This is a genomic window from Brevibacterium salitolerans (genome assembly GCF_039531405.1).
Taxonomy (GTDB): domain Bacteria; phylum Actinomycetota; class Actinomycetes; order Actinomycetales; family Brevibacteriaceae; genus Brevibacterium; species Brevibacterium salitolerans.
This window is the reverse complement of record NZ_BAAAPZ010000007.1, coordinates 119,131-145,051: the sequence shown is the minus strand read 5'-3', so window position 1 is coordinate 145,051 and position 25,921 is coordinate 119,131. Positions and strand designations below refer to the sequence as shown.

Below are 25,921 nucleotides of genomic sequence, written 5' to 3'. Positions count from 1 at the left end.
GCGGATGCCGTGGGTCCGAGTCTACGCATCGCCGAGCGGCTGTCGACCCCTTCGTCGGAGATCAGGTTCACTTGTGATCTGTGCGGAGGTGCGGAGGACGCGCCTGCCGGACTGCCGGCGGACAGCGCGGCGAACTGCCGGCGGGCGATGAGGCGGACTGCCAACGGGCGATGAGGGCGTGCCGGAAGCGGACGGTGAGGGCGTGCCGCAGGTGGGCGGTACGGTCGTGTCACCGGTGCGAGGAGTGCGGTCCCCGCCTCATGCGGCCGGGCCCGTCCTCTCCGACACCTCCCCAACGCCGCCCGCACCAGGCAGACTGGTGGCATGAGAGCACAGCCACAGCGCATCGCCGTCGTGGGAGGCGGCATCATCGGCACCGCGGTCGCGCGCGAACTCGCGCTCCGCTTCGAGGACGCGACCGTCACCCTCTTCGAGAAGGAGTCGCACCTGGCCGCGCATCAGACGGGGCACAACTCGGGCGTGGTGCATGCGGGTCTCTACTACGAGCCGGGCTCGCTCAAGGCCCGACTGTGCCGCAGCGGGGTGGAGAAGATCATCCGCTACACGGCGGAGAACGGGATCCCCTACGAGGAGTGCGGCAAGCTGGTCGTCGCGCAGGACACGGACGAGGTGGACCGCCTGGAGGCGATCTTCGCCCGTGCACAGGCCAACGGCGTCCCGCATGTGAAGCTGCTCGACCGGAACGAGATGCGCGAGGTGGAACCGGGGGTGCGCGGCGTGCTCGCCCTCCACTCGCCGCACACCGCGATCATCGACTATGTGGCGCTCACGGAGTCCTTGGGCCGCGATCTCGAGGCCGCGGGCGGTCTCATCCGGTACGACTCGGAGGTGGCGCGTCTGGACACCCTCTCCAGTGAGGTGCGGGTGCGCCTGGCGCTGCCGGGTGCCAAGGGATCCTCCGTCACCGAGGACGCGGGTGTGTTCGACCTCGTCGTCACCTGCGCGGGTCTGCAGTCGGATCGCCTGGCCGTGGCGAGCGGGCTGGAGCAGGACCCGCGGATCGTGCCGTTCTACGGGGACTACTTCGTGGCCCGCGGAGAGGCCGCCGAGGCCGTGCGCGGTCTCATCTATCCGGTCCCGGACCCGGCGTACCCGTTCCTGGGAGTGCATCTCACCAGGAGCATCGACGGCTCCCTGCTGCTGGGCCCCAACGCCTTCCTCTCCCTGGGGCGGGAGAAGTACGAACGGAAGGTGGGGCCCATCGGCGGCCTCGACCTCTCCGACCTGGGCAGGACGCTGGGCTACAAGGGGTTCTGGAAGTTCGCCTCGCAGAACATGAAGGCGGCGGCCCGGGAGGCGCGCACCGCGCTGAGCCCGCAGGCGTTCATCGCGGAGGCGCAGAAGTTCGTCCCGGAGCTGGACGCCTCCGCCGTGGTGCCCGGTCCCCGCGGGGTGCGCGCGCAGGCGATGAACCCGGACGGCTCGCTCGTGGACGACTTCGTCATCACCTCCCGAGGCCGGCTCACTCAGGTGCGCAACGCACCCTCTCCGGGCGCCACCAGCTCGCTCGCGATCGCCGAGTACGTGGTGGACAGGGCGGTCGAGTCCCTGCGCTGAGCGCGGCGGAGCACCCGCATGCGGGCGTGCAGGGGAGTACCCGCGCGCGGGGCAGCGGGCGTGCCTCCGCCTACTCTCCGGCCCCCTGTCCCTGCGCAGCTGCCTCCTGCTCGGCCGCCCACTGCGCCACGCGGCGGGCGCTCTCCTCCTCGGAGAGGTCCTCGACGCGGCTCATGACCGACCAGCGGATGCCGAAGGGGTCGCGGATCGAGGCGAAGCGGTCCCCGGAGACGAACTCGCTCACCGGTTCCCTGATGGTGGCACCCGCTGCCACGGCGCGCTCGACGACCGCGTCGACGTCCGCGCAGTAGAGGCCCATCGAGCAGCAGTCCGCATCACCGGCCGGCGGCGGTACGAGGCCGAAGTCCGGATTGGGCTCGCCCAGCTGCAGCCGGCCGTTGCCCATGTCCAGATCGGCGTGGACGACCATGCCGCCCATCTCCGTGACGTCGACGACGCGGGCGTCGAACACCTCGCGGTAGAACTCGACGGCCTCCGCCGCGCGCGGAACTGCGAGGAACGGCGTGAGACTGGTGGTGCCGTGGGGGATTCCGTCAGTGGTGTGTGCGCCGGTGACGCCCCGGCGCGGGGCCTGTGACTCGCTCATGCTCCGACTGTAAGGATCGCGCCGGACGCGGTGCTTGAATATTTGCGACAGCGCAGGAGGACGGTGCGGGAGGACGGGGACGATGGGTGAGCAGCCGCTGGACGGGCGAGGGATCCTGTATCCCGCACGCCTGCCCACCTTCCACCGCGTGCCGGCGCCTGCGCACCTGCAGAACCGCATCCGCTGGTTCTGGATCCCGCAGTGGCGGGTGGCTCCGGGGCGCACCTCGCGGCAGAGCGTCCTGCCCTTCCCCGCCTCCAACCTCGTGGTCTATCCGGATGCGGTCACCCTCGCCGGGCCCACCACCCGCGTCTCCCACCGTGACCTCACGGGGTGCGGCTGGGTGGTGGGTGCTCTGCTGCGGCCGGCCGCCGTCCGTGGGCTGGGATTCGCCCCTGCGGTACTGAGGGACGCCGAGGTGCCCCTCTGGCGGGCAGGCGAGCCGGCCTCGGTCGCGGCTGACGTTCCGGTTGCCGTGCGGGAGGAGGGCGGGCCTGCGCTGGAGGAGCTGTGCAGCCGCGTGCGCGTCGCCATGGGAGAAGCGGAGGCGGACGCAGCGGCGCGGGCCGCGGCGACGGTGGCCTTCGCCGAGTGGATCGAGACGCGCGTTCCGGAGCCGGACGCGCACGGCGACCTCGCCAACAGGATGGAGGACCTCATCGCCGGCGACGGTGCGATCACGCGTATCGAACAGGTGGCTGAGCGGCTGGGCGTCTCCGTGCGCAGTGTGCAGCGGGTGGCACAGGCGTGCGTGGGCCTGCCGCCCCTGGCGATCATCCGCCGGTACCGGTTGCAGGAGGCCGCGCAGCGCCTGCGCGAGGACCGCGCCGTCACGGTCTCCCGAATCGCGGCGGAGCTGGGCTACGCCGACCACGCCCACCTGACGGCGGACTTCCGCCGCGTCCTGGGCCTCACACCCAGCGGCTACAGGGAGGAGCGATGAGGAGGCGGAGAGGCCTCAGCCTGCCTCGTTGACGCGCAGGAGGTTGCCGGCAGGATCGCGGAAGGCACAGTCGCGCACCCCGTGCTCCTGGTCGATGGGCTCCTGGACGACCTCCGCCCCCACGGCCTCGACCTTCTCGAAGAAGGCGTCCAGGTCGTCGACGGCCAGTGTGAGAGAGGCGTAGCTGCCCTTGGCGATGAGCTCGAGGATCGTCCGCCTCTCCTCCTCGGAGATGGTGGGATCGCAGGCCGGCGGCTCCAGGACGAGTGAGGTGACGGAGGCTCCTTCCGCGGTGCTGGGCGGGTCCAGGGTGATCCAGCGCATGTCCTCGTAGCCCACGTCGTTGGAGACGGTGAAGCCCAGCACATCGCGGTAGAAGGCGAGTGAGGCCTCCGGATCGGTGTGCGGGAGGAACGCGTAGCGGACTGACAGACTCATGGTTCTCTTTTTTCGTGTGGGTCGGGTTGTGGGGTGTCGTCGGTCTGGTGAGGGCCCTGGGCCGGCTGCGGAGGGCGCCGGACGCGAACGGGCCGGGTGGCGCGCTGGACCTTGCATGCGGGTGCGCCCGCGGTCGCTCCGGCCGCCTGCTTCCGGTAGACGCTGGGCGGTGTGCCCACCAGCTCCGTGAAGCGCGTGCTGAACGTGCCGAGGGAGGAGAAGCCCACGGCGAAGCAGGCCTCCGTGACGCTCACGTCGCCGCGCCGCAGCAGCGCCATCGCCCTCTCGATCCGCCGCGTCATGAGGTAGGAGTACGGCGATTCGCCGTAGGCCTCCCGGAAGCGGCGGCTGAGGTGGCCCGCGGACATGTGGACGCCTCGGGCGAGGGCCTCCACATCCAGCGGCGAGGCGTGCTCCCGGTCGATCCGGTCGCGCACCCGCCGCAGGAGCACGAGCTCCGCGAGTCTCTCCGCGTCCGTGCGCATTCAGGCCGCCCGGGAGCGGCCGGACGGACGCGTGCGGTGAGGCGGAGCGCTGTGCATGCGTCCACAGTAGGCGCGCGGGCCGGCGGCGGGCTTCTCGATTCCTGATCGATGAGGTGCCGGGGTGCGGCGGAGCGGTACAGGCTCTGCGACTCGGAGGCCGGCCTCCCACACCGGTGTCCGTGCCGTCTGATTGACTGGGCCCATGCAGGACAGGCACGGATCGGACAGGCAGGGACAGAGCCACAAGCCGCCCCAGAACGGCAGGCGAGCCCAGGACCTCGCGCGGAGGCTCATCGGCATGGACGGGCGCAGCTACCCGTCCTACAAGCAGCTCCACGGCACGCACGAGCTGGGCGACCTCGCGGTGGCGATCGACCATGTGCAGTCCGATCCCTACGCCCCGCCCTCGCGCGTGTGCGTGCTCGTGGACGCAGAGGACGCCGCGCTGCCGCAGGATCTCCTCGAGACAGCTGACGACAGGATCGCGGTGGGCGATTTCCTCACGCGCCGGTTCGCCGCGCAGCTGCGTGCGGCGGGAGCGGACAGGGACATCCGCATCGACGAACCGGGCCAGCAGGTGCTCGCACGCAGCAGCGTCCTCCTCGCACCCGACCGCGTGGAGGTCCGCTTCGAGGTGGCGCTGCCCGCCGCCGGCCGCCGCATCAAGGGCCGCGCGGCCGCGCGGATCCTCACGGAGCTGCTGCCCGAGGTCGCACGCGCCGCGCTCTTCCACGGGGAGTTCGACGCGCCCACCCGTGACGCCCTGCGCGCCCACGTCGTCCTCCTCCGCGACCAGGAGCACCTGCGCGCCTCCCTGCGGGAGCGCGGGCTCATCGCCTTCGTGGGCGAGGGCGCGATCCTGCCGCGGCGCTCCGGCGACTCGGACCTGCCGCTGGAGACCCGCCTCGGCGCCGTGCCCTTCGCCGTCCCGGAGTCGCTGCGTGCGGAGTTCGCGCTGCCCAGCGGGCGGACCGTCACGGGCATGGGGATCCCCGAGGGCGTCACCGTGATCGTGGGCGGCGGGTACCACGGCAAGTCCACTCTGCTGCGCGCCGTGGAGCGCGGGGTGTATCCGCACATCGCCGGCGACGGCCGCGAGTGGGTCCTCACGCGGCCGGATGCGGTCTCCATCCGGGCGGAGGACGGCCGCGCGGTGACGGGCGTGGACATCTCGCCCTTCATCACCAATCTGCCCACCGGCACGGACACACGAGCCTTCTCGACCACGAACGCCAGCGGCTCCACCTCGCAGGCGGCCAATCTCGTCGAGGCGGTGGAAGCCGGCGCGAGTGCCCTGCTCATCGACGAGGACACCTCGGCGACCAACTTCATGATCCGCGACGAGCGCATGCGCCGCCTCATCCCCGCGAACCGTGAGCCCATCACGCCGTTCGTGGACCGCATCCGGCCGCTGTACGAGGAGCGCGGTGTGTCCACCGTGCTGGTGGCCGGCGGCTCCGGCGCCTTCTTCGACGTCGCCGACCACGTCATCGCCCTCGACGAGTACGTTCCGCGTGACGTCACCGCACAGGCGCGGGCGCTGGCGGCGGACGATGCCGGGGCCGCTGCGGCCGGTGGTCCTGTGTTCGCCGCGGCCGTCTCGCGCGTGCCCGCCCGCGGAGGCCTCGGTAGAGGTGAGGAGCAGGGGCCGGACGCGGCCGGCCGGGGTGCGCAGCACCGCGGCGGCAGAGGCCCGGCAGGCCGGGGCGCAGGCGGCAGCGGCCGGGGGAAGGGCCCCAAGCCTGCCCGTGCCCGGGGACTGGGGCAGATCCAGTACGGTACGGAGACGATCGAGCTGGGGGCCGTGGTGCAGCTGGTCGATCCCTCGCAGACCGAGGCGATCGCCCGCGCCCTCGACGTGCTCAGCCGCGAGCTCGACGGGGAGACGAGCCTCGCCGAGGCCCTCGACGCCCTCGAACGGCGCTTCGACGCCGAGGGCCTGGACTGGCTCTCGCCCCACCGCGGGCATCCCGGTCGCCTGGCGCGCCCGCGGCGGCACGAGCTTCTCGCCGCAGTGGGGCGCTATCGCCGGCTGAAGCTCGCGGACTGAGCCGTGCGGGCCCCGTGGCCGGTCTGACTCGCACGGGCTGTGAGGCCGGACCGGCCACGAGGCCGGACTCGGAGACGTTCGGCCTGTGCGGAGACAGACTCCGCAGGCGCCGAGCCCGTGCAGGGTGCGGCGCACGCGGAGCTGCGCCGTCGCTCAGAAGTCGACGCCGGCGAACTCGAGTTCGTACTCGACCTGCTGGCCGCTGACGGAGACCACCTTCGCGACCCCGTAGTGCTCCTCGCCTCCGGCCGTCACGGTGCAGGAGGAGGAGCCCGTCTCGTTCCAGACGTGCATGTCGTTCGAGCACTCGACGGCCTCGATCGTGGTCCCCTGATTCGCGTACGCCTCACGGATGTCCTCCTCGAGGATGTCCGCCGGGATGACGCCGGTGCCGTCCTCGTCGAGCGAGAACCCTGCGCCGCCGGATCCTCCCGCGTCATCGGTGCCCGCGCCCGTGCCTGAGCCGTCTCCCTCCTCGGATTCTGTCGTCGGCTGATCCGCCGCGGGAACGCTCCGGTCAGTGGTGCCGTCGGCGGCGCCGTCCTCGCTGGGAGCCGCCGTCTCCTCCGGGGCCGGCTCGTCGAAGGAGACGGTCATCCCGCAGGCGGAGAGCGAGAGCGCGGCGGCGAGGCCGCCCAGGACGGACAGGGTTTTGGCGGTGCGGAGGGTGCGCATGGGGTTCTCCCGGCAGGTGGGCTGAGCTGACAGGTCCCAGCCTCACACCGTCCTCAGCGTCGCGCCGCACGTGCGTGTGCGCAGATCGGAGCGCGTGTGGCAGACCGGGAACACAGCCCGGACCGTCGCTGCACCGGCGTGTGGGCCGCGCGGCGCTCCTACGAGGCGTCCGGAGCTCCCACCGCATATGCGGCCTGGCCCAGATGCTGCGCGGCGTCGTCGATCATGCTCACGAGGCGCACACCGCGGGTCGTCGGCGGATCCCAGCTGTCGTCGACGACTACGTCCAGGTCCTCCTCGGCGAGTGAGCGGACATAGGAGCGCAGAGCGTCGGTGACCTCCGCGAGGTATTCGAGCAGGGGCCCCGCGTCCTCCACCTCGATCGCACGCGCCTGTTCCGGGGTGTGCCCCAGGCCGAGGTCGTCTCCTGCGGCACCGAGGCCGGAGCGACGGGCGAACCCGCCGTGCGTCCATACCTGCTCGCCGCCGGAGAGGTCCGCGAGCTGGAGGTCGATCTCCCTCCCTGCGTGCCACAGCAGCCATGCCGGTGAGTTGGGGTGGCCGGCCGGATGGCGGTTGAGGGCCTCCGCGGGGAGTCCGTGCAGGGTCTGTGCGGCGGCCAGGGGCCGGCCGGCGAATTCGATGAGCACCTCGCGTGCGTCCATGTGCGTGCCTCCTTGAGCCAGGTGCGTGCGGGGCGGGACCGCGGACCGCGGTTGCGTGGGCCGGCGGCCGCGGTGTCCGCGAGGGGCGATCTGCGCGGCCGTCCGCTCCCTCTGCGATCCTCCCACCCGTCGCGGGTGCGCGCCAGGGGGCTCCGGGCCCCGCCCCGCTGCTCGACCGGTGCGTCCCGCGGGCAAAATCGCCTGCTCAGGGCCCTGTCGATGTGTATAGGCTGGTGTCCTGCACCCGGCAGCGCTGCGGCGCACACCGGGGCCCGAGCCGAACGGAGGGAGCCCTGCGGCATGGGCATAGAGTTCCGGAACGTCGGCAAGACCTATCCGGACGGCACCACGGCCGTCCGCGACTTCTCCCTCGACGTCCCCTCCCGCAGCACGGCCGTCCTCCTGGGGTCGTCCGGCTGTGGGAAGACGACCCTCCTGCGCATGGTCAACCGGATGGTGGACCCCACCGAGGGCGCAGTGCTGGTGGACGGAGAGGACGTCGCGCAGGCCGCGCCCGTCGGCCTGCGCCGGCGGATCGGCTACGTCATGCAGAGCGCGGGGCTCCTGCCGCACCGACGGGTCATCGACAATGTCGCCACTGTCCCCCGTCTCAACGGCGCGGACCGGCGGGAGGCCCGGTCCCGGGCGCAGGAGATGCTCGAGATCGTGGGCCTCGACGCCTCCCTGGGCCGGCGCTATCCGGATCAGCTCTCAGGCGGCCAGCAGCAGCGCGTGGGCGTGGCCCGGGCGCTCGCCGGCGATCCCCACATCCTCCTCATGGACGAGCCCTTCGGCGCGGTCGATCCGCTCGTCCGGCGCGAGCTCCAGACGGAGATCATGCGGATCCGCACAGAGTTGGAGAAGACGGTCGTCTTCGTCACCCACGATGTGGAGGAGGCGCTCACCCTGGGTGATCAGGTCGTGGTGCTGCGCGAAGGCGGTGAGGTGGCTCAGACGGGCACGCCGCGTGAGCTCGTCGAGGAGCCCGCCGATGCTTTCGTCGCACGGTTCCTCGGCATCGGCACGGGGGAGCGCAGCCTCAGCGCCCACCGCCGTGCCACAGGCGGCTGGGCCATCGAGGATCCGAACGGCCGTCCCCTGGGCGTCGTGGAGGCGGGTGCGCTGTCCTCGGGCGCGACCTCGGCCCCGGGCACGGTGCCGCCCGCACACGAGGCGGCACCGCCCGGCAGCAATCAGCCGGGCCACGGCCGGTCACCCGGCCAGCGCCGGCCGTCCGGCGACGAACCGGGGGCGTGAGCGTGGACTGGATCCTGGAGAACCGTGCGCACCTCCTCACCCTCACCGTCTCGCACCTGGGACTGAGCCTCCCGGCGATCGCCGCGGTGCTCGTGCTGTCCGTGCCCGTCGCGGTCCTCGCCAATCGTCTGCGCCCGCTGCGCGGAGTGATCGTCTCCGGCACCGGTCTTCTCTACGCGGTGCCCTCCCTTCCCCTCTTCATCGTGCTTCCCGTCCTCCTGGGCACCGGCGTGCGGGACGCCGTCAACGTGGTCGTCGCCCTCGTCCTCTTCGGCATGGCGCTCATGGTGCGTTCGGTCGCAGACGCCCTGGACTCCGTGCCTGCCGAGGTCCGGCTCGCGGCAACGGCCCAGGGCCACTCCGCCTGGGGGCGCTTCTGGACCGTCGACCTCCCGCTTGCGGGTCCGGCGCTCCTGGCGGGCCTGCGCGTCGTGAGCGTGAGCACGATCAGTCTGGTGACCGTGAGCGCCGTCCTGGGCGTGCAGTCGCTGGGATCGCTGTTCACGGACGGGTTCCAGCGCGGGATCATCCCCTCGATCGTCAGCGGTGTGGTGATCACGGCCGCCCTTGCACTCGCGGCCGATCTGCTCCTCATGGCGCTCGGACGGGCGCTCATGCCCTGGCAGCGCACCGGAAGGGGGAGCGCCTCGTGAACCAGCCGGCCGCCGCACTGCACCTCCTGCTCGATCCGGCCACCTGGTCCGGCCCGGCCGGCCTGGGCGCGCGCGTCCTCGAACACCTTCAGTACTCGCTCCTCGCGGTCCTTCTCGCCGCGTGCGTCGCGCTGCCCATCGGCTTCGCCGTGGGTCACTTCCGCCGAGGCCGGAACCTCGTCGTGGCGGCCTCGGGAACCGTGCGGGCGCTGCCCACGCTGGGTCTGCTCACGCTCGTGGCGCTGTTCACCGGCCTCGGTCTGCTGGCTCCCATGGTCGCCCTCGTGGTTCTGGCGGTGCCTTCCGTGCTGGCAGGTGCCTACTCGGGGGTGGAATCCGTCGACGAGAACGTCGTCGATGCCGCCCGTGCGCAGGGGATGAGCCGGTGGCAGGTGCTCGTGACCGTGCAGATCCCGCTCGGGCTGCCCCTCATCCTCGGCGGGATCCGCCTCGCCTCGCTGCAGGTCGTGGGCACGGCGATCCTCGCCGCCTACGTGGGTGCAGGCGGGCTGGGAGCCCCCCTCTTCCTCGGCCTGCGCACGTACGACTATCCGCTGCTGCTCGCGGCCTCCGCCGTGGTCATCGTCCTCGCGCTCGTGCTCGATCTGGCGTTCGGCACGGCGCAGCGGCTCCTCCGCCGGCTGCCGGGCCTGCGAGGAGGCACCTGAGGTGCCTGCGGAACCTGAGACGTCAGCACACCGGACCCGTCCCACTCCGAGAGGACTCCCATCGTGAGAACCAGAGCCCTGCCCCTCTTCGCAGCCGCGGCCGCGGCCGTCCTGACCGTCTCCGGCTGCGGCGCCGGCTCCGATCCCTTCGAGAGCGGCGGCGAAGACGGCGGCACGCTGGTCATCGGTTCGCAGCAGTACTACTCGAACACGATCATCGCGGAGATCTACGCCCAGGTGCTCGAGGACGCGGGGCTGGACGTCCGGCGCGAGTTCGAGATCGGCCAGCGCGAGGTCTACGCGGCGGAGCTGGAGAACGGCGGCATCGACGTGTTCCCGGAGTACGCCGGCAGCCTTCTCCAGTACTTCGATCCGGAGACCGAGGCCCGCACCGCCGAGGAGATCCGCACCGGGCTCGACGGGGCTCTGCCCGAGGGGCTCACCGCGTTGCAGGAGTCTCCCGCCACGGATCAGAACGCGATGGTGGTGACGGCTGAGTTCGCAGAGGAGCACGGGCTGGAGTCGATCGGCGACCTCGCCGGCATCGACGACCTGGTCGTGGGCGCGACTCCCGAGTTCGAGACGCGTCCCTACGGCCCGAAGGGGCTCGCGGACGTCTACGGGGTCGAGGTGGAGCTGCAGACGATCGACGACTCCGGCGGTCCGCTCACGGTGGGTGCGCTCGAGGACGGGGACATCGACGCGGCGGCCAACATCTTCAGCGCCAGCCCCGCCATCGCCGCGAACGACTTCGTGGTGCTCGCGGACCCTGAGGCGCTGGTGCCCCCGGAGAACGTGGTGCCGGTGGTCTCCGAGGCTGTGGGCGCGGACGCTCGCGGTCTGCTGGAGGAGGTCTCCGGTGCGCTCACGCAGGAGGATCTGCTCGCCCTCAACACCCGCAGCGTCGAGGAGCAGGCCACCGCAGAGGTCGTAGCAGGGGAGTGGGTGAAGGAGAAGGCCCTCGTGGGCTGATCCCCGGACGTGTGGCGGAAACCGGTGACGGCCAGGTGGTTCCGCCGCCGCGCGCCGTTGCCGGCCCGCACCCTGTCGAGTTCCCGCCCGTGACGTTCTGTGACGCTTTGTGGCGTCCGGCGACGCAATCGCCGCACCTGCAGCGCGTCCGCCTGGATCCTCGTGCTATGAACCCCGTTCCCGAGGCCTCCGCGCCTGCACAGACGTCCGCGCCTGCACAGGCCTCCGCCGCCGGTCAGGTCTCCGTCGCCGCACAGGGAGGGGCCGCGCCTGCCGCGCCCAGCGCGGCCGTCCGCCGCCGCTCCATGCTGGCAAGCGTGACCGGCCAGCTGCTCGAGTGGTACGAGTGGAGCGCCTACGCCGTCTTCGCCCCCTTCATCGCCGGTGCGCTCTTCAACCCGGAGAACCAGGTCTCCGCGCTGCTGTCGACGTTCGGCGTCTTCGCGATCGGCTTCCTGTTCCGTCCGCTGGGCGGGATCGTCTTCGGACGGATCGCGGACCGGCGCGGCAGGCGCTTCGTCCTCGTGACGACGATGCTCATGATGGCCGGCGCCTCCGTGCTCATCGGGCTCCTGCCCACGTTCGAGACGTTCGGCATCTTCGCCTCGGTGCTGCTCCTGCTGGCCCGGGTGGTGCAGGGATTCGCACACGGCGGCGAGTCCGCCACGGCGAACTCCTACATCGCGGAGATCGCTCCGGCCCGCCGCCGCGGCCTGTGGGGCTCCACCGTCTTCATGACGATCTTCGGCGGTGCCTTCCTCGCGTTCGTGCTGGGCGGAGCCATCACGGAGACCCTCTCCGAGGCGGACGTCCAGGCGTGGGGCTGGCGCATCGCGTTCCTGCTGGGCGCGGTGCTCGCCCTGGTGGCGCTGTGGCTGCGCGTGGGCATGGTCGAGTCGCAGGTCTTCCAGGAGGACGGGAATGCGGCGGGGGCGCGTGCGGGTGCTGGGGAAGGCGGCGCAGGCGCGGCTTCCGGCCCGGCCGGCGCCGCCGTGCCCGAGGCCGGCGCGGGTGAGCCTGCGGGTCCCGGCAGTGCCGCGCACGCGGGGCTGAGGGCTGCGTCCTTCAGCGCTCGCACCCTCGCACCGCTGAGCACCCCGCTCTCCATCGTGCTGATCTTCTTCCTGGTCTCCGGAGTGGCGGCGAGCAACTACACGTGGACCTCCTACGTCTCGACGTACGCCGTCACCCAGGAGGGGATGGACGCCTCGGGCGCCTATTGGGCGCTGGTGGCGGCCCTCGTCATCGGCCTTGCCGCACTGCCGTTCTGGGGCGCGGTGTCCGACAGGGTGGGGCGCCGGCCGGTGCTCTTCGTCTTCGCCGGCGGGGTGATCCTCACGCAGTTCCCGCTCATGGCCTTCATCGACGACCGGCCGTGGACGCTCTTCGCCGCGACCTCGGTGGCTCTCATCGTGCTGTCCGCCGGCGCGGGCCTGCTCGCCTCCGTCATGGCGGAGACGTTCCCCACCGCCGCCCGCACCGCCAACATCGGCCTGGCGTACTCACTGGCGACGGCGGTCTTCGGGGGGACCACGCCGTACGTCAACCAGCTGGCGGTCTACCTGGAGACGCCGTGGGCCTCGAACCTGTTCATCGTCTTCGCCGCCGCGCTGGCGCTGTGGGCCGCCTACAGGCTGCCGGAGCGCAGGGGCATCGACCTCACGATCGTCCGCTGAGGAGCGCACGGCCCGCCTGCACAGAACCGCAGGAGCCGCACAGAACGGCAGGAGCCGCACGCAGTTGCGCGCGACTCCTGTGGTTTCCGGCACACCGGGAGAGGAGAGCTCAGCTCCTGAATGCCAAGCGGGCCTCCACCAGCTGGTGATCGGACGGGAAGCGGTTCTGCCGCTGATGCGGGATGTGCGCGCAGAGCCCGCCCACGTCCTCGAAGCCGTCCTCCACGAGACCCTCCGCCGTGCAGCCGCGCATCACGGCGTCCACCACGTCGAGGCCCCGGGCGAAGACGAAGTCGATGCGGTCGCGCGGCTCCGCTCCGTCGGTCCTGCCCGGTTCCGGCTTCTCCGCGTGGCCGGCACGGCCGAGCGGTTCGATGGGCGACCAGGAGTCCGCCGGCACCGCTGCGGGATCCGGGTGGACGGCGCGGAAGGCGTCGACGAAGCCGGCCTCCAGCAGCGCGTCCGGTGACCGCCAGCGCAGCGGGGGCCGGTCCGGGCGTGCGGCCCAGTCGCCCGTGGCGGGGGTGTTGAAGTCGCCGCACACCACGACGGGCATGTCCGGTTCGCCCTCCTCGGCACAGATGCGCGAGGTCTCTGCGAGCACCTCCTCGATCTGCTCGAGCCGAGGCGCCTCCTCCGCATCCGCGACCTCCTGCCCGTCGCCGGCCAGGGCGCGGTACACGGCGTAGGGGTACGGAGCCAGGTGCACCGACCAGACGAGGACGGTGGGCCCGCCCTCGCACGGGGTGACGAGTGCGGCCTGTGCATAGGGCAGGGTCGAGGTCTCCACGGGCCGGAGCGGGCCCGTGCTGAGCACAGCGGTGTCCCAGCCGCGCTGCGCGAGTGAGGCGCCCAGCTTGGGCGCCAGATTCTCCGCAGCGGTGCCCCAGCATTCCTGGAGTGCGAGGACCTCGGCGGGGAACTGCGCGCAGATCGCGTACTGCTTCTCCTGGCCGTAGTCCACTTCGCGGCCGCCGTACCAGACGTTCCACGTCTGCAGGGTGAAGGAGCGTGCCGCCTGCGGCGGATGCTGTCGTGTCACTGTCTCTCCGTTCGTCAGAGTGCGGGATGCCGTCTCATGTCCGCAGTGTGCGGGTGTGCGGGTCGAATCGGATTTCGCGCAGACTCCGCAGGCGGAGGTCCGCTGTGAGAGGCACCGAGAGGTCCTCATTCACCCCCACCACCGTGAGCCCTGCGGTGTGCGCGGCCTGCGAACCCAGCACCGAGTCCTCGAAGGCCACCGCCGCGCGCGGATCCACGCCCAGACGGGCCGCCGCCAGCAGGTAGGGGTCCGGCGCCGGTTTGCCGCGGTCCACGTCGTCGATCGTCACGACGACGTCGAACAGGTGCAGCATGTCCGCGCGCTCCAGCAGGCCGCGGACGTCCTCCTCCCGGCCGTTGCTCGCCACCGCGACCGGCACGCTGCCGGACAGCGCCCGGACGAGCTCCGGCGCGCCGGGCATGGGCGCGGACAGGTCCGTCAGCGCGGCGCTGTAGGCGAGGTCGATGTCCCGTGCGTGCGGGGGGCGCACATCGGCGCTGCCCCCGCCGGTCGTCACGGCCTCGGCGTGGAGGGAGCCGAGCGCGGCGACGGCCTCGGCGGCGGTCATGCCCCGCAGCGTCTCCGGGCTCGTGTCCGCCAGTCCCAGCCGCCGCAGCTGTGCGGCCATGATGTCCAGCCACGGCTGCTCCGAGTCCACGAGCACGCCGTCGCAGTCGAAGACGACGCCGGCGACCTCCTGGACCGCCTCTGCGGCACCCGTCCCCGGCGTCGCGGCGATCCGGGCGCTCACGTCCACGCCCCTCCCGCCTGCGCGCGGGGCAGGCGCATGGCCGGTTCGGCGGTGACGGTGGCGCGCACGCGGGCGCCCGGCGGCACCGCACCTGCCTCGGCCGAGGCCAGGGAGGCGGACCAGCGCGCCTCCTCCCGGCCCGGCGCCCCCAGCCGCACCATGGTGCGCTCACCGGTGTAGACCTGGCTCTTCACCTCCAGCAGGCCCTCGGGCTCCGGCGACACGGCCAGATCCTCCGGGCGGACGAAGACGATCTCCGCCCCGGTGCTGTCCGAGGGCAGAGGGGACCCCGGGTGCCATCCGGAAGGAACGGCGAACTCGTTGATCGATCCCACGAACCGGGCCACGAACGGCGTCTGCGGGCGGGAGTAGACCTCGTGCGGGGCGGAATGCTGCTCGATCCGGCCGCCGTTCATGACGGCCACGCGATCCGCGATCGCCAGGGCCTCGCCCTGGTCGTGGGTGATGAACACGGTGGTGGTGCCCAGCGCCTGCTGCACTCGTCGGATCTCGTCGCGCAGTGAGGAACGGACCGCGGCGTCCAGGGCGGAGAGGGGCTCGTCGAGCAGGAGCACCGTGGGCTGCGTGGCAAGCGCGCGGGCCAGCGCCACACGCTGCTGCTGACCGCCGGAGAGCTGATGCGGGTAGCGCGGGCCCATCCCGGCCAGTCCGCACACTTCCAGCAGCTCCTCCGTGCGACGGCGGCGGGCACCGGCGTCCACCTTGCGGATCCGGAGGCCGTACTCGATGTTGTCCGCGACGCTGAGGTTGGGGAAGAGGCTGTAGCTCTGGAACACCATGCCCATGTCCCGGCGGTGCGGCGGCAGGGAGAGGACGGACCGGCCGCCCACCAGGACGTCCCCGCCGTTCACCTCCTCGAACCCCGCGAGGATCCGCAGCGTCGTCGTCTTGCCGCAGCCGGAGGGGCCCAGGAAGCTCACCATGGAGCCGGCCTCGATGTCGATGCTGAAGTCCCTCAGCACCTCCGTGCTGCCGTAGGACTTGCGCACGTCCTGGAACCGGACGGACATGGGCTCGCGGTCCGAGGCGGGTGCCCGGTCGCCGCGCGGTGCGTGCGCACTCGTCTGTGCGGTGGTGCTCATGGTGTCTGGGCTTCCTTCCGGGGAGAGTCTGGGGCTGCGATCGGCGCCGAGGCGGGAGACGCCTCCCGAGCGGCCGCCGCGGCTGCGGGGGCGGGGCCTGCGGGCGGGCCGGCCGAGGGGGCGGAGTCCGCGCCGGGTTCGGCCTCGGGTGCCGCCTCCGCCCTCTGCCCGAACCGGGAGGCGCTCAGCGTCGCGGCCGCCAGCAGCAGCCAGGTGGTGAGGTTGAGCAGCACGGACAGGGTGATGGAGCCGCGGAAGTTCGTGCTGGAGAGGGTGTTGAGGTACACCGGCAGGGTGTTGATCGACAGGGTCGCGGCCACGGTGTACTCCGCGATGGACAGTGCGAACGTGAAGAACGCGGAGAACATCACGGAGCCGCGGATGTTGGGCACGACCACGCGCCACAGCGTGGTGCGCATCCCCGCACCCAGCACGGAGGAGGACTCGTAGAGCGTGCGCAGCGGCAGCGTGGACAGGGCGGCGTCGATGGAGCGGTAGGTGAACGGCAGGCACAAGACCACATAGGTGCCCACGAGCACCAGCGGGAGGTCCTGCGACTGCAGGAGCGTGTTCACCTGCATGCCGAGGCTGCCCCTGCCCTGCGAGGCGAGGCCGCGCAGCACCGTGGTCAGCCCTGCGACGATCGCGATGGCGGGCACCACCAGCGGCAGTGTGCAGAGGATGCTCAGCAGCGGACGCAGACGCGGTGTCCACAGGTGGACGGCCACCACGGCGGGCACGAGTGTCGCGATGAGGACGACCACCGTGAGGGAGGCGATCACGAGGCTGCGGAGGAGCGGGGCGACGATGGCCCCGGAGTCGGCCAGCCCCGTGAGGCCCTCGGTCGTGAAGCTGCCGTCGCCGCGGAAGAAGGAGTAGGTGAGCGAGCTCAGCTGCGGTGTGAGGATGAAGATCGCCAGTGCGATCAGGGGCAGCCAGGCGAGCGTCTTCGTGGTGCGGCCGGAACGCGGCGGGCCGGGACGCCCGGAGCGTGCGGGGCCGGTGCGGGCCTCGGGCGCGATCTGCCCCGGAGGAGACGACGGCACCGCGGGAGTCACGTGTTCAGCCACTTGGCGCTCCTTCTCATGAGTGCGTTGAAGGCGAGGAGGACCAGCACGGCGATGACGCCCGTGGTCACGCCGAGCGCCATGGCGACGCCCTCGCCGCCCGTGGCGGCGGAGCCGGCCAGCTGCCCGGCGATCTCCAGCGGGATGAGCGGGAACCCTCCCGTGCCGATCAGCACCGCGGCCGAGGCGTGGGTGCCGAACGCGGAGCCGAACATCAGCAGCCAGGCGCCCAGGAGAGCCGGTGTGATGACGGGTATCCCGACGCGGCGCCAGAAGGTGAGGCTCGTGCCTCCCAGGGAGGTGTTGGCCTCCCGCCACTGCTGTCGCAGCGCGGTGAAGCTGGGCAGCGTCAGCAGGATCATCGTGGGGATGAGGAAGTACTGGTACATGAGAACGAGGCCCTGCACGCTGTAGAGCGTGAAGGAGGGGTCCACTGCGGTGAGCAGGGCGACGAAGTAGCCGGTGTTGCCCACTGCGACGATGAAGGAGAAGGCCAGCGGCACGCCGCCGTCGTTGGCCAGGACGCTGGAGACGACGGCCGTGAGCGAGTCGACGACCCGGGACTTCACCGTGGAGATGGCCCACGCGCAGATCCCGCCGAGCACGGCGGCGATCGTCGCCGCCGCCGCGGAGAGGACGAGGCTGTTCCGCAGGGCCATGGACCGGGAGCCGGAGCCCAGCGCAGCGAAGTTGTCCAGGCTCAGGGTGCCGGCCTCGCCCCGCCCGCCGGGGAGTACGAGGGAGGTGACCACCATGCCCACGAGCGGCACGGCGAAGAAGAGGAGCAGGACGATCGCCAGGGGCGCGAGCGCGGCCCAGGCGGGAGTGGGCCGCAGCCCGCGCCCCGCCCGTGCCGGGGCGGGGGCCGCCTCGGCACGGGGGTCCTCACCGGTGCTCCTGGCGGGGGAGGGAGGAGCGGACGTCATCCGACCGCCTTCGCCCAGTTCTCCGCGAGGACGGCCTGCTGGGACTCACGCTGCTCCTGGGTGGGCTGCGGTGCGGTCTGCTCCACGGCCTCGGGCAGGAGCGCGGCCAGTGCGTCCTCGTCCGCGGTGCCGGCCTCGACCATGGCATCCATGCGACCGGGGAGGACGTACCCCTTGAGGAGGAGGTTCTGGCCCTCGTCGCTGAAGACGAACTCCTGCCACAGGCGCGCGACCGCGGGGTGCGGCGCGTCGTCGTTGATGGAGGCCGCGTAGTAGGAGGCGACGGTGCCGTCGGAGGGGATCACGATCTCCATGTCCGTGCCGCCGCCGGAGAGGTCGTCCGCCCACTGGAGGAGCAGGTAGTCCCAGTTGACGACGACGGGAGTCTCACCGGTCTCGATCGTGCCGGCCTCGGCCTCCGTCGGGACCAGGTTGCCGGAGTCGGAGAGTTCGGCGAAGAAGTCGATGCCGGGCTGGATGTCGTCCAGGCTGCCGCCGTTGGCCAGCGAGGCCGCGGCGACGGCCATGAAGCCGGCCTCACCCGTGGTCGGGTTGCCGCGGATGGCGATCTTGCCCTGGTACTGAGGATCGAGGAGGTCCTCGAAGCTGGTCGGGCAGGTCTCGACGGCGTCCGTGTCGCAGCCGATCGCCATGGTGCCGCCGAGGTGGTTGTACCAGGTGCCGTCCGGGGACTTCATGTTGTCCGGGAGGTCGTCGGCGGTCTGGGGGTGGTACTCGGCGAGCAGTCCCTCTGCGGCGGCGTCCACGGCGAAGGACTCGCCGGTGTCCAGGTAGTCCAGCGAGGTGTCCTGGCCCTGGCGGTTCTTCACCGCATTGATGAGGTCCTGGCTGGCACCGGTGGACGTGTCGTTCTCGATCTCGATGCCGTACTTCTCGGAGAACGCGTCCAGGAGCCCGCCGTAGTTCGCCCAGTCCTCGAAGAGGCCCATGGTGTTGAGCGTGCCCTCTGCCTGCGCTGCCTCGATGAGGGCGTCCATGCCCCCGCCGTCCTCCACGGAGGTCGCCGCCCGCCAGGTGGCGGATTCCTCGGATTCGCCGCCGGAGCCGCAGGCCGAGAGCGCCGTGAGGGCGCCCAGGGAGACCGCCGCAGTGAGCAGTCGGATGTGCTTGAGCATGGTCGTACTCGCCTTTCGTATGTGCGCGTCCAGGGGACGCCCTGAGGGTCGTGTGCGTGGCTCGAGTCACTTCCACCTTAGAGAAGTCTGAGCGGATTGCCAAGGTTCGTTACTAGTGAAGTGTGTGGAAGTAGGGAAAGTTCACCAGTGAGGATTGACTCAGAGGTGGATGGGGCGGGTCCTCGGGGTGAACTCTGGGAGCGTGCTCCCGCCGCGCGCGGGCTGCCTGCCGCGGTCGGCGGGCAGCGATCGTGGTGACCGCTTCCGGCGGGCGCTGCGAGTGGGCGGGAGGCGAACCGGGTAGTTTAGTTCCGACTGCGGTGTCCGCGCTGCCGGGACCCTGTGCGAACAGAGGTCCTGCCGTGCGATGTCCGCCGCAGGAGCAGGCTTTCGACGCCCGCCGCCGCGAGGGATGCGGTCGGGGGCACTGGTGAACAGGCGGTGGGATGGCGATGGAGTCCCGGCAGGACGCTCAGGGGCGGCGCGCGGTGGGCGCGGTGGGCACCGCCCGCTACGAGCGGATCGCCGAGCAGATCCGCGAGTCGATCAGGTCCGGCGAGCTCGCGGTGGGGGAGAGCCTCGGGTCCGAGGCGGCGCTCGCCGCGGAGTTCGAGGTGGCGCCCGGCACGGTGCGCGAAGCTCTGCGCCTGCTGGTCGCGGAAGGCACGCTGAGCGGGCGCCGCGGGGCGCGCAAGTCGGTGCTGCGCAAACCGCGGCCGGCCGCCACGCAGGAGGAGTTCCGCAGCTTCGCTCAGTGGGCCCTGGTGCGCGGGCGCAGGCCCGGCGGGCAGGTCGTGGAGCAGTCCTGGCAGATCGCCGGTGAGGAGGCCGCGCGGACTCTCAAGGTGGATCCGCGCAGTCGCGTCCTCTGGGTGCTGCGCGTGCGGACCCTCGACGGCGAGCGGGTGATGGTGGAGCGGACCCGGTACCCGGAGCGCATCGGAGAGATCGTCGAGGGTCTGCCGCCGGATCTCGAATCGGTGAGTCGCTTCCTGGCCGACGAGTACGGCATCGTCTTCGCCGGTGCGGACCACCTCTTCTCCGCCACCGTGTGCGGGCATCAGGACGCGACGCTCCTGGGCGTCTCGCGCGGGCGCCCGCTGCTCCGGCACATGCGTGTGGGGCGCGACGCGAGCGGCCGGCCGCTCGAGGTCTCCGAGGACCGCTACCTCGCCAACGTCATCTCCGTCGCCATGTCCAACGGCCGCAACGTCAATCCGATCAGCTGGCTGGACGCCGGTGAGGCCAACTGGCTCTGAGCGCTCGTGGGGACGGCGGCCCTGCGTGCTCACTCCGGGGCGTGGCGGTCGAGGAAGGCGTAGACCTCCGTGGTGTCGACGCCGGGGAAGACTCCGGGCGGCACGGCGGCGAGCAGCGACGCGTGCGTGCGTGCGGACGGCCAGCTGCTGTCCTCCCATCTCTCCGCGAGCTCGGCGGGCGGCCTGCGGCAGCAGTCCGGGTCCGGGCACTCCGAACGTGAGCGCTTCGCGGTCTCGCGTCCTTCGAACCAGCCCACGTGGGCGAAGGGGACGCCCACGCTGATGGAGAACTCCCCGCCGGGGAGCACGCGCGCGGTGCACCAGTACGTGCCGTTGGGCGTGTCCGTGTACTGGAAGTAGGGGCTGAATCTGTCCGCCACCCTGTGCACGGTGCGGGAGGTGAAGCGCTTGCAGGCGAACTGCCCCTCCACCGCGCCCATCGGATCCGTGGGGAACGGCAGGCCGTCGTTGGAGTAGGCCTTGTGGATGGTTCCGGAAGAATGCACTTTCATGAAGTGGACGGGCAGCCCCAGATGTGCTGTGGCGAGGTTCGTGAACCGGTGCGCGGAGGTCTCGTAGGAGACTCCGAAGAGGTCTCGGAGCTCCTCGATGGAAATCGAGCGATTCTTCTTCGCCGCCTGCAGCATCGGCACGGCGGCGGACTCCGGCATGAGCAGCGCCGCGGCGAGGTAGTTCGCCTCCACCCGCTGCGTGAGGAACTCCTCGTAGTCCGCGGGCGTCTCGTGCCCCAGGATGTGCGAGGCGAGCGCGGTCAGCACGTGCGAGCGCGGGTCGTGCCCGGTGACGTCCTCGTGGGAGAGGTAGAGGCGCCGGTGCGCGGTGTCCGCCACGGCGCGGGTGCTGGCCGGGAGGTCCGAGACGTAGTGCAGCGAGTACCCGAGGTCGTCCGCGACCGCGGCGGTCTGCCGCTGGGAGAGGGGCCCGCCGGTGTAGCCGATCCGTGCCAGCACCTCGCCGGCCACCTTCTCCAGCTCCGGGAAGTGGTTGCCCTGCCGGCGCATGCGCTCGCGGAGGTTGCGGTTGACCCTGCGCGCCTCCTCGGGGGTGGCCGCCCTGCGCCGCATGGCGTCCGCGAGCTGCCGCTGGAGCCCCGCGATGGCGGCCAGGGCGTCCTGCGGCAGCGACTTCGCCCTCACCCGCGGCAGGTGCAGCGAGGTGTAGAGCGGAGAGCGCTGGTTGCGCTCCACCTCCAGTTCGAGCGCCTGCCGGGCGTCCACGGGCTCCGGGTCGAGGAGGTCGTCCGCGGTGACGCCCAGCGCCTCTGCCAGTGCGCGGAGCTGCCCGAGGCCGGGCTCCCGTTTGCCGTTCTCCATGACGGAGATCTGGGAGGGTGCGCGTCCCACCTTCTCGCCCAGCTGCCCGAGGGTGAGTCCGGCCTGCGTGCGGAAGTGGCGGATGCGGCGGCCGATGCTCAGGGCGTCCGCCTCCTGGACGCCGGTGGCGCGGGAGGCCTCCGTGGTGCGCGTGGTGCCTGCGGCTCCGGAGGTGCGGTGCGCGCCCGGCGGCGCGGTGTCTGCGGCATGCTGACGGCTCATGCTTCCCACTATGACACAGCGCACCCTCTTTTCGGAAATATGTCACTTCTTCACATGTGGAGAAGAACGGTGAATCTTCATTGCGATCTGGGGTGAAATCAGGGTGGACCAGGCGAAAGACTTGAGTCACATCGCAGACACCGACTCGGAGGAGAGCACGATGACGCAGAAGGACATCCACAACGAACAGCAGATCCAGAGCGACTGGGCGACCAACCCGCGCTGGGCCGGCATCGCCCGTGACTACACCGCTGCTGACGTCGTCCGGCTGCGCGGTTCCGTCATCGAGGAGCACACCCTCGCCCGCCGCGGCGCTGAGCGCCTCTGGGATCTCATCCACACCGAGGACTTCGTCAACTCGCTGGGTGCGCTCACCGGCAATCAGGCGGTGCAGCAGGTGCGCGCCGGGCTCAAGGCCATCTACCTCTCCGGCTGGCAGGTCGCCGCCGATGCCAACCTCGCCGGGCAGACCTACCCGGACCAGTCGATCTACCCGGCGAACTCGGTGCCGGCGGTCGTCCGCCGCATCAACAACGCGCTCATGCGCGCCGATCAGATCGAGCGCAGCGAGGGCAGCCTCACGGTCGACGACTGGCTGGCTCCCATCGTGGCCGACGCGGAGGCCGGGTTCGGCGGCTCCATCAACGTCTACGAGCTCATGCGCGGCATGATCAGCGCGGGCGCCGCCGGCGTCCACTTCGAGGATCAGCTGGGCTCGGAGAAGAAGTGCGGTCACCTGGGCGGCAAGGTCCTCGTGCCCACCTCGCAGCACGTCCGCACGCTCAACGCGGCGCGCCTGGCGGCCGACGTCGAGGACGTCCCCACGCTCGTGGTGGCCCGCACGGACGCCGAGTCCGCGAACATGATCACCTCGGACATCGACGAGCGCGATCAGCCCTACATCACGGGCGAGCGCACCGCAGAGGGCTTCTACAAGGTCACCGGCGGGATCGAGCCCTGCATCGCCCGTGCCAAGGCGTTCGCCCCGTACTCGGATCTCATCTGGATGGAGACCTCCACCCCGGATCTCGAGGTCGCGAAGCAGTTCGCGGACGCCGTCCACGCGGAGTTCCCGGATCAGCTGCTCGCCTACAACTGCTCCCCGTCCTTCAACTGGAAGAAGCACCTGGACGACGCGACGATCGCCAAGTTCCAGCGGGAGCTGGGCGCGATGGGCTACAAGTTCCAGTTCATCACCCTGGCCGGCTTCCACGCGCTCAACCACTCGATGTTCGACCTCGCCCACGGCTACGCCCGCGAGCAGATGAAGGCGTACGTCGAGCTGCAGCAGCGCGAGTTCGACGACGAGTCGCGGGGCTACACGGCCACCAGGCACCAGCGTGAGGTGGGCACCGGCTACTTCGACCTCGTCTCGACCGCCATCAACCCGGAGTCCTCCACCACCGCGCTGAAGGACTCCACCGAGGCCGCTCAGTTCAACTGAGCCTGCGCGGGCCCTGCGGCGCATCGGGGGCCGCTGCCTGGACCGCGGTCCGGGTTCCGGCTTCCGCTGCCCGCGGGCTGCACGCGCAGTGCGGCTCCACGGGCCATGCGTCCCCGGGCCGCACCACCGACTGAGGATCCGGCATCCCGCCGGACCTCGTCCCGCCGGCGGCGCCCTCATGAGAGGGCGAGGTCCGGCGGGCACGCGGGGCGGCCGCTCCGGCACAGGGTTTTCTGGGGTTTCCCTGTCCGGCGCGGTCGTCCCGCACTGCTCCACCTGCGCCTGCCGATGCAGGACACCACGGCCCCGCCACACACCACCGCTCGCCGCCTCTCGCCCGCTTCCCGCACCACCAGGAGCCCGCCATGACCCTCACGACCCAGTCCCCTTCACCGCAGCAGGAGACTCGCCCCGGCCAGGAGACCCCCATGCAGCAGCAGACCGCACCGGCCGCAGGGCGGATGCTCGTCGCCGGTCCCATGGAGAGCGGCTACGAGACCGTCCTCAGCCCGGAGGCCCTGGACTTCCTCGCCGCGCTGCACGCAGCGCTCCTCGACGAGCGCCGCACGCTGCTGACCGAGCGCGAGTTCCGCTCCGCCGCGTTCCTCCGCGGGGAGTTCCCCTCCTACCCGGAGGCCACCCGGGAGATCCGCGAGGACGCCTCCTGGCACGCGATCGGCGGCCGCGGGGCCAAGGGCCTCTCCCGCCGCCGCGTCGAGATCACCGGCGCCCCGGACGGCCGCACCGCGGCGAACGCGCTGAATTCGGATGCGGACTCGTGGCTCGCGGACTTCGAGGACGCGATGTCGCCCACCTGGTCCAACGTGGTCACGGGTCAGCTCAACCTCATCGACGCCGTGCGCGGCCGCCTGCGCCACGTGACCCGGGTGGGCAAGCTCTACGAGCAGCGCAATCCCACCCCGCCCACCCTCGTGGTCCGGCCCCGCGGCCTCCACCTGCCGGAGGCCCACCTCCGCTACGTGGACGCACAGGGCGCGGAGACCCAGGCCTCGGCGTCCATCGTGGACTTCGGCCTGTACTTCTTCCACAACGCGGAGGCCCTCGCGGAGAGCGGTCGCGGCGCGTACTTCTGCATCCCCAAGATGGAGAGCGCGGCCGAGGCCCGCTGGTGGAACCGCATGTTCCTCCTCAGCCAGAGCCTCAAGGGGCTGCCGGTCGGCTCCATCCGCACCACGGCGCTCATCGAGACCCTGGGCGCGGCGATCGAGATGGAGGAGATCGTCTGGGAGCTGCGCGATCACTGCGTGGGCCTGCACGCCGGACGCTGGGACTACATCTTCTCCATGATCAAGGCGTTCCGCCACGACCCCACCTTCCTCCTGCCCGACCGCAAGGTCCTCACGATGGACCTGCCCTTCCTGCAGGCCTACACCTCCCGGATCGTCGACGTCTGCCACCGCCGGGGGATCCACGCGCTCGGCGGCATGGCGACGGCGTTCCCGGACCGCGAGGACCCGGAGAAGACGGCCGAGGCCCAGCGGCGGGTCCGCGAGGACAAGCAGCACGAGGCCGCGCAGGGATTCGACGGCACGTGGGTGGCGCACCCCTCCCTCATCCCGGTCGCGCGGGAGGCCTTCGAGGAGGTCCTCGGCGACGACGACAACCAGATCGACTGGGTGCCTCCCACCTCGGGCTCCGGCGAGAACGGCGCCATCACGGCGGAGGACCTCCTCTCCCGTGAGGGGCTGCCCACGACGGAGGACCTCAGCAAGCGGGTGAGCGAGGAGGGTGTGCGCACCAACATCCGGGCCGGCCTCGCGTACCTCAATGCCTGGCTGTCCGGGCAGGGAGCCCTCAAAGTGGACCACCTCGTCGAGGACGTCTCCAGTGTGGAGATCTCCCGTGCCCAGATCTGGCAGTGGATCCGGCGGGGCGTGCAGCTGGACAACGGCCGTGTGCTCACCGGTCTGCTGGTGGACCGGTGGATCGCGGAGGAACTCGCCATCACGGAGCGCAGTCCCGTGGACCACTTCACGGAGTCCGCGGACGTGTTCCGCTCCGGTTCGATGGGTGAGGAGCTGCCGGAGAGCTTCACCGTGGCGGCCTACGACAAGCACCTCGTGGACCGGCGGGCGCGGGCGTTCGGCTCCTTCACCGGAGTCTTCCACTGAGCGGAGTCTCCCAAGGCCCTGTCGGGCTGCAGCTTCCTCAGGGCGGCCCCTGGCGGGCTGCGGCTTCCCCGGGGCGGCCGCGGGAGCCCGTTCTCCCCGCCTCTGAGAGTTCCGGGCGGTGCGCCGAGGCTGTCCGCACTGCGCACAGCCTGTGCTCACTGAGGCGAGGCGGAGCACCGTGGCGCGCGCGGCGCTGCGCCTCTAGGCTCGGGAGGGAGCCGGCGTGCACGGGGCATGCCGTGGAAGCTGAAGGACGGAGCGCAATGGCATTCGAGGACATCGGACCCGCACCGCAGGCATTCGACATCGAGCAGGCCACCCTGGAGAACGGGGCCTACCGGACCGTCGCCTGGACCGGCCGCTTCCTGCAGGTCACCCTCATGTCGATCCCGGTCGGGGAGACGGTGGGCTTCGAGGTGCACCCGGACACGGACCAGTTCCTCCGGGTGGAAGGCGGCACCGGCCGGTGCATCATGGGGCCGACGGCCGAGGAGATCACCTTCGAGCAGGAGGTGAGTGACGGCTGGTCCATCCAGGTTCCCGCCGGCACCTGGCACGACGTCATCAACACCGGCGACGAACCGCTGAAGCTCTACTCCATCTATGCCCCCGTGCACCACGCCGCGGGCATCGTGCAGGACACGGCGGCGCAGGCGGAGGCGGACGAGGCGGCGGGCACGGACGTGCCGCCGGCATGGGCCGGGGTGAAGCCGGAGGGCTTCACCATCGGGTCTCTCCGCAGCTGAGGCGGCCGCCCCCTCAGCCCGGGTTCCCACCGGGGAAGGCAGGCAGGACGCGGCGACCTGCGAGGAGCCGGCCATCCCCTCCGGGCGTGCGG

General features: G+C 71.5%; 24 protein-coding genes. 12 read left to right on the top strand and 12 right to left on the bottom strand.

Annotated features, from left to right (window positions below; translation table 11 throughout):
* Positions 1 to 324 precede the first annotated feature (324 nt).
* A complete protein-coding gene (lhgO, locus tag ABD240_RS09765; RefSeq protein WP_291792747.1) occupies positions 325 to 1,578 on the top strand; it encodes an L-2-hydroxyglutarate oxidase in 1,254 nt (417 codons plus the stop codon).
* Between the two features lie 70 nt (positions 1,579 to 1,648).
* On the opposite strand, the gene ABD240_RS09760 is transcribed toward lhgO, so the two are convergent.
* Positions 1,649 to 2,185, bottom strand: a complete 537-nt coding sequence (locus ABD240_RS09760) for a VOC family protein (RefSeq protein WP_291792750.1) — start codon at positions 2,183 to 2,185, stop codon at positions 1,649 to 1,651.
* 82 nt (positions 2,186 to 2,267) lie between these two features.
* On the opposite strand from ABD240_RS09760, the gene ABD240_RS09755 reads away from it, so the two are divergent.
* On the top strand, positions 2,268 to 3,128 hold the full coding sequence (locus ABD240_RS09755) for an AraC family transcriptional regulator (RefSeq protein WP_344337017.1): 861 nt from the start codon (positions 2,268 to 2,270) through the stop codon (positions 3,126 to 3,128).
* Positions 3,129 to 3,143: 15 nt separating this feature from the next.
* Here the strand turns inward: ABD240_RS09755 and ABD240_RS09750 are convergent, their stop codons facing one another.
* Both ABD240_RS09750 and ABD240_RS09745 read right to left on the bottom strand, forming a co-directional pair.
* Positions 3,144 to 3,566 carry a VOC family protein gene (locus ABD240_RS09750; RefSeq protein WP_344337016.1) on the bottom strand — a complete coding sequence of 141 codons (423 nt, stop codon included), beginning with the start codon at positions 3,564 to 3,566 and terminating at the stop codon, positions 3,144 to 3,146.
* Positions 3,563 to 4,051, bottom strand: coding sequence for a helix-turn-helix transcriptional regulator (locus ABD240_RS09745; RefSeq protein WP_291792759.1), 489 nt, complete (start codon positions 4,049 to 4,051; stop codon positions 3,563 to 3,565). Before ABD240_RS09745 ends, ABD240_RS09750 begins: the two co-directional genes overlap by 4 nt.
* 202 nt (positions 4,052 to 4,253) lie before the next feature.
* On the opposite strand from ABD240_RS09745, the gene ABD240_RS09740 reads away from it, so the two are divergent.
* Positions 4,254 to 6,101 (top strand): ABC-ATPase domain-containing protein, encoded by a 1,848-nt coding sequence (locus ABD240_RS09740; protein WP_344337015.1) that lies wholly within the window; start codon positions 4,254 to 4,256, stop codon positions 6,099 to 6,101.
* Between the two features lie 153 nt (positions 6,102 to 6,254).
* Here the strand turns inward: ABD240_RS09740 and ABD240_RS09735 are convergent, their stop codons facing one another.
* Both ABD240_RS09735 and ABD240_RS09730 read right to left on the bottom strand, forming a co-directional pair.
* Positions 6,255 to 6,776, bottom strand: coding sequence for a hypothetical protein (locus ABD240_RS09735; RefSeq protein ID WP_344337014.1), 522 nt, complete (start codon positions 6,774 to 6,776; stop codon positions 6,255 to 6,257).
* Positions 6,777 to 6,934: 158 nt separating this feature from the next.
* Positions 6,935 to 7,441, bottom strand: coding sequence for a mycothiol transferase (locus ABD240_RS09730; RefSeq protein ID WP_344337013.1), 507 nt, complete (start codon positions 7,439 to 7,441; stop codon positions 6,935 to 6,937).
* 300 nt (positions 7,442 to 7,741) lie between these two features.
* Here ABD240_RS09730 and ABD240_RS09725 point away from each other — a divergent pair, with 300 nt between their 5' ends.
* The 5 genes from ABD240_RS09725 (at position 7,742) to ABD240_RS09705 (ending at position 12,667) form a co-directional block, all read left to right on the top strand.
* On the top strand, positions 7,742 to 8,698 hold the full coding sequence (locus ABD240_RS09725) for an ABC transporter ATP-binding protein (RefSeq protein WP_344337012.1): 957 nt from the start codon (positions 7,742 to 7,744) through the stop codon (positions 8,696 to 8,698).
* Positions 8,695 to 9,351 carry an ABC transporter permease gene (locus tag ABD240_RS09720; RefSeq protein ID WP_344337011.1) on the top strand — a complete coding sequence of 219 codons (657 nt, stop codon included), beginning with the start codon at positions 8,695 to 8,697 and terminating at the stop codon, positions 9,349 to 9,351. The genes ABD240_RS09725 and ABD240_RS09720 overlap by 4 nt, the downstream gene beginning before the upstream one ends.
* Complete coding sequence (locus tag ABD240_RS09715) at positions 9,348 to 10,019, top strand: ABC transporter permease (RefSeq protein WP_291792778.1); 672 nt, start codon at positions 9,348 to 9,350, stop codon at positions 10,017 to 10,019. Before ABD240_RS09720 ends, ABD240_RS09715 begins: the two co-directional genes overlap by 4 nt.
* A 63-nt stretch (positions 10,020 to 10,082) precedes the next feature.
* Positions 10,083 to 10,991, top strand: a complete 909-nt coding sequence (locus ABD240_RS09710) for an ABC transporter substrate-binding protein (RefSeq protein WP_344337010.1) — start codon at positions 10,083 to 10,085, stop codon at positions 10,989 to 10,991.
* Between the two features lie 167 nt (positions 10,992 to 11,158).
* A complete protein-coding gene (locus ABD240_RS09705; protein ID WP_344337009.1) occupies positions 11,159 to 12,667 on the top strand; it encodes an MFS transporter in 1,509 nt (502 codons plus the stop codon).
* Positions 12,668 to 12,776: 109 nt separating this feature from the next.
* Here ABD240_RS09705 and ABD240_RS09700 read toward each other — a convergent pair whose 3' ends face one another.
* The 6 genes from ABD240_RS09700 to ABD240_RS09675 are packed head-to-tail and all read right to left on the bottom strand — an operon-like array spanning position 12,777 to position 18,692.
* On the bottom strand, positions 12,777 to 13,709 hold the full coding sequence (locus tag ABD240_RS09700) for an endonuclease/exonuclease/phosphatase family protein (RefSeq protein WP_291792789.1): 933 nt from the start codon (positions 13,707 to 13,709) through the stop codon (positions 12,777 to 12,779).
* 34 nt (positions 13,710 to 13,743) lie between these two features.
* The gene (locus tag ABD240_RS09695; RefSeq protein ID WP_344337008.1) at positions 13,744 to 14,460 is read right to left on the bottom strand and encodes an HAD family hydrolase; all 717 of its coding nucleotides are present in this window, start codon (positions 14,458 to 14,460) and stop codon (positions 13,744 to 13,746) included.
* Positions 14,457 to 15,563, bottom strand: a complete 1,107-nt coding sequence (locus ABD240_RS09690) for an ABC transporter ATP-binding protein (RefSeq protein WP_344337007.1) — start codon at positions 15,561 to 15,563, stop codon at positions 14,457 to 14,459. The genes ABD240_RS09695 and ABD240_RS09690 overlap by 4 nt, the downstream gene beginning before the upstream one ends.
* Positions 15,560 to 16,633, bottom strand: a complete 1,074-nt coding sequence (locus ABD240_RS09685; protein ID WP_344337006.1) for an ABC transporter permease — start codon at positions 16,631 to 16,633, stop codon at positions 15,560 to 15,562. Before ABD240_RS09685 ends, ABD240_RS09690 begins: the two co-directional genes overlap by 4 nt.
* Positions 16,618 to 17,556, bottom strand: coding sequence for an ABC transporter permease (locus ABD240_RS09680; RefSeq protein ID WP_344337005.1), 939 nt, complete (start codon positions 17,554 to 17,556; stop codon positions 16,618 to 16,620). Before ABD240_RS09680 ends, ABD240_RS09685 begins: the two co-directional genes overlap by 16 nt.
* A complete protein-coding gene (locus ABD240_RS09675; RefSeq protein WP_291798103.1) occupies positions 17,553 to 18,692 on the bottom strand; it encodes an extracellular solute-binding protein in 1,140 nt (379 codons plus the stop codon). Before ABD240_RS09675 ends, ABD240_RS09680 begins: the two co-directional genes overlap by 4 nt.
* Positions 18,693 to 19,138: 446 nt before the next feature.
* Between ABD240_RS09675 and ABD240_RS09670 the strand changes: the two genes are divergently transcribed.
* Positions 19,139 to 19,951 (top strand): GntR family transcriptional regulator, encoded by an 813-nt coding sequence (locus ABD240_RS09670; RefSeq protein ID WP_291798105.1) that lies wholly within the window; start codon positions 19,139 to 19,141, stop codon positions 19,949 to 19,951.
* A gap of 29 nt (positions 19,952 to 19,980) precedes the next feature.
* Here ABD240_RS09670 and ABD240_RS09665 read toward each other — a convergent pair whose 3' ends face one another.
* Positions 19,981 to 21,507, bottom strand: a complete 1,527-nt coding sequence (locus ABD240_RS09665; RefSeq protein ID WP_344337004.1) for a helix-turn-helix domain-containing protein — start codon at positions 21,505 to 21,507, stop codon at positions 19,981 to 19,983.
* Positions 21,508 to 21,667: 160 nt separating this feature from the next.
* On the opposite strand from ABD240_RS09665, the gene aceA reads away from it, so the two are divergent.
* The 3 genes from aceA to ABD240_RS09650 all read left to right on the top strand — a co-directional run bounded on the left by aceA (position 21,668) and on the right by ABD240_RS09650 (position 25,829).
* Positions 21,668 to 22,951: an isocitrate lyase gene (aceA, locus tag ABD240_RS09660; RefSeq protein ID WP_291798109.1), complete on the top strand. Its 1,284-nt coding sequence runs from the start codon at positions 21,668 to 21,670 to the stop codon at positions 22,949 to 22,951.
* 365 nt (positions 22,952 to 23,316) lie between these two features.
* Positions 23,317 to 25,083: a malate synthase gene (locus ABD240_RS09655; protein ID WP_344337003.1), complete on the top strand. Its 1,767-nt coding sequence runs from the start codon at positions 23,317 to 23,319 to the stop codon at positions 25,081 to 25,083.
* Between the two features lie 263 nt (positions 25,084 to 25,346).
* Complete coding sequence (locus ABD240_RS09650) at positions 25,347 to 25,829, top strand: cupin domain-containing protein (RefSeq protein ID WP_291794736.1); 483 nt, start codon at positions 25,347 to 25,349, stop codon at positions 25,827 to 25,829.
* Positions 25,830 to 25,921 lie beyond the last annotated feature (92 nt).

Coding starts and splice junctions, on each gene's coding strand:
- lhgO (WP_291792747.1), top strand. CDS start 325: ATGAGAGCACAGCCACAGCGCATCGCCGTCGTGGGAGGCGGCATCATC.
- ABD240_RS09760 (WP_291792750.1), bottom strand. CDS start 2,185: ATGAGCGAGTCACAGGCCCCGCGCCGGGGCGTCACCGGCGCACACACC.
- ABD240_RS09755 (WP_344337017.1), top strand. CDS start 2,268: ATGGGTGAGCAGCCGCTGGACGGGCGAGGGATCCTGTATCCCGCACGC.
- ABD240_RS09750 (WP_344337016.1), bottom strand. CDS start 3,566: ATGAGTCTGTCAGTCCGCTACGCGTTCCTCCCGCACACCGATCCGGAG.
- ABD240_RS09745 (WP_291792759.1), bottom strand. CDS start 4,051: ATGCGCACGGACGCGGAGAGACTCGCGGAGCTCGTGCTCCTGCGGCGG.
- ABD240_RS09740 (WP_344337015.1), top strand. CDS start 4,254: ATGCAGGACAGGCACGGATCGGACAGGCAGGGACAGAGCCACAAGCCG.
- ABD240_RS09735 (WP_344337014.1), bottom strand. CDS start 6,776: ATGCGCACCCTCCGCACCGCCAAAACCCTGTCCGTCCTGGGCGGCCTC.
- ABD240_RS09730 (WP_344337013.1), bottom strand. CDS start 7,441: ATGGACGCACGCGAGGTGCTCATCGAATTCGCCGGCCGGCCCCTGGCC.
- ABD240_RS09725 (WP_344337012.1), top strand. CDS start 7,742: ATGGGCATAGAGTTCCGGAACGTCGGCAAGACCTATCCGGACGGCACC.
- ABD240_RS09705 (WP_344337009.1), top strand. CDS start 11,159: ATGAACCCCGTTCCCGAGGCCTCCGCGCCTGCACAGACGTCCGCGCCT.
- ABD240_RS09690 (WP_344337007.1), bottom strand. CDS start 15,563: ATGAGCACCACCGCACAGACGAGTGCGCACGCACCGCGCGGCGACCGG.
- ABD240_RS09680 (WP_344337005.1), bottom strand. CDS start 17,556: ATGACGTCCGCTCCTCCCTCCCCCGCCAGGAGCACCGGTGAGGACCCC.
- ABD240_RS09675 (WP_291798103.1), bottom strand. CDS start 18,692: ATGCTCAAGCACATCCGACTGCTCACTGCGGCGGTCTCCCTGGGCGCC.
- ABD240_RS09670 (WP_291798105.1), top strand. CDS start 19,139: ATGGCGATGGAGTCCCGGCAGGACGCTCAGGGGCGGCGCGCGGTGGGC.
- ABD240_RS09665 (WP_344337004.1), bottom strand. CDS start 21,507: ATGAGCCGTCAGCATGCCGCAGACACCGCGCCGCCGGGCGCGCACCGC.
- aceA (WP_291798109.1), top strand. CDS start 21,668: ATGACGCAGAAGGACATCCACAACGAACAGCAGATCCAGAGCGACTGG.
- ABD240_RS09655 (WP_344337003.1), top strand. CDS start 23,317: ATGACCCTCACGACCCAGTCCCCTTCACCGCAGCAGGAGACTCGCCCC.
- ABD240_RS09650 (WP_291794736.1), top strand. CDS start 25,347: ATGGCATTCGAGGACATCGGACCCGCACCGCAGGCATTCGACATCGAG.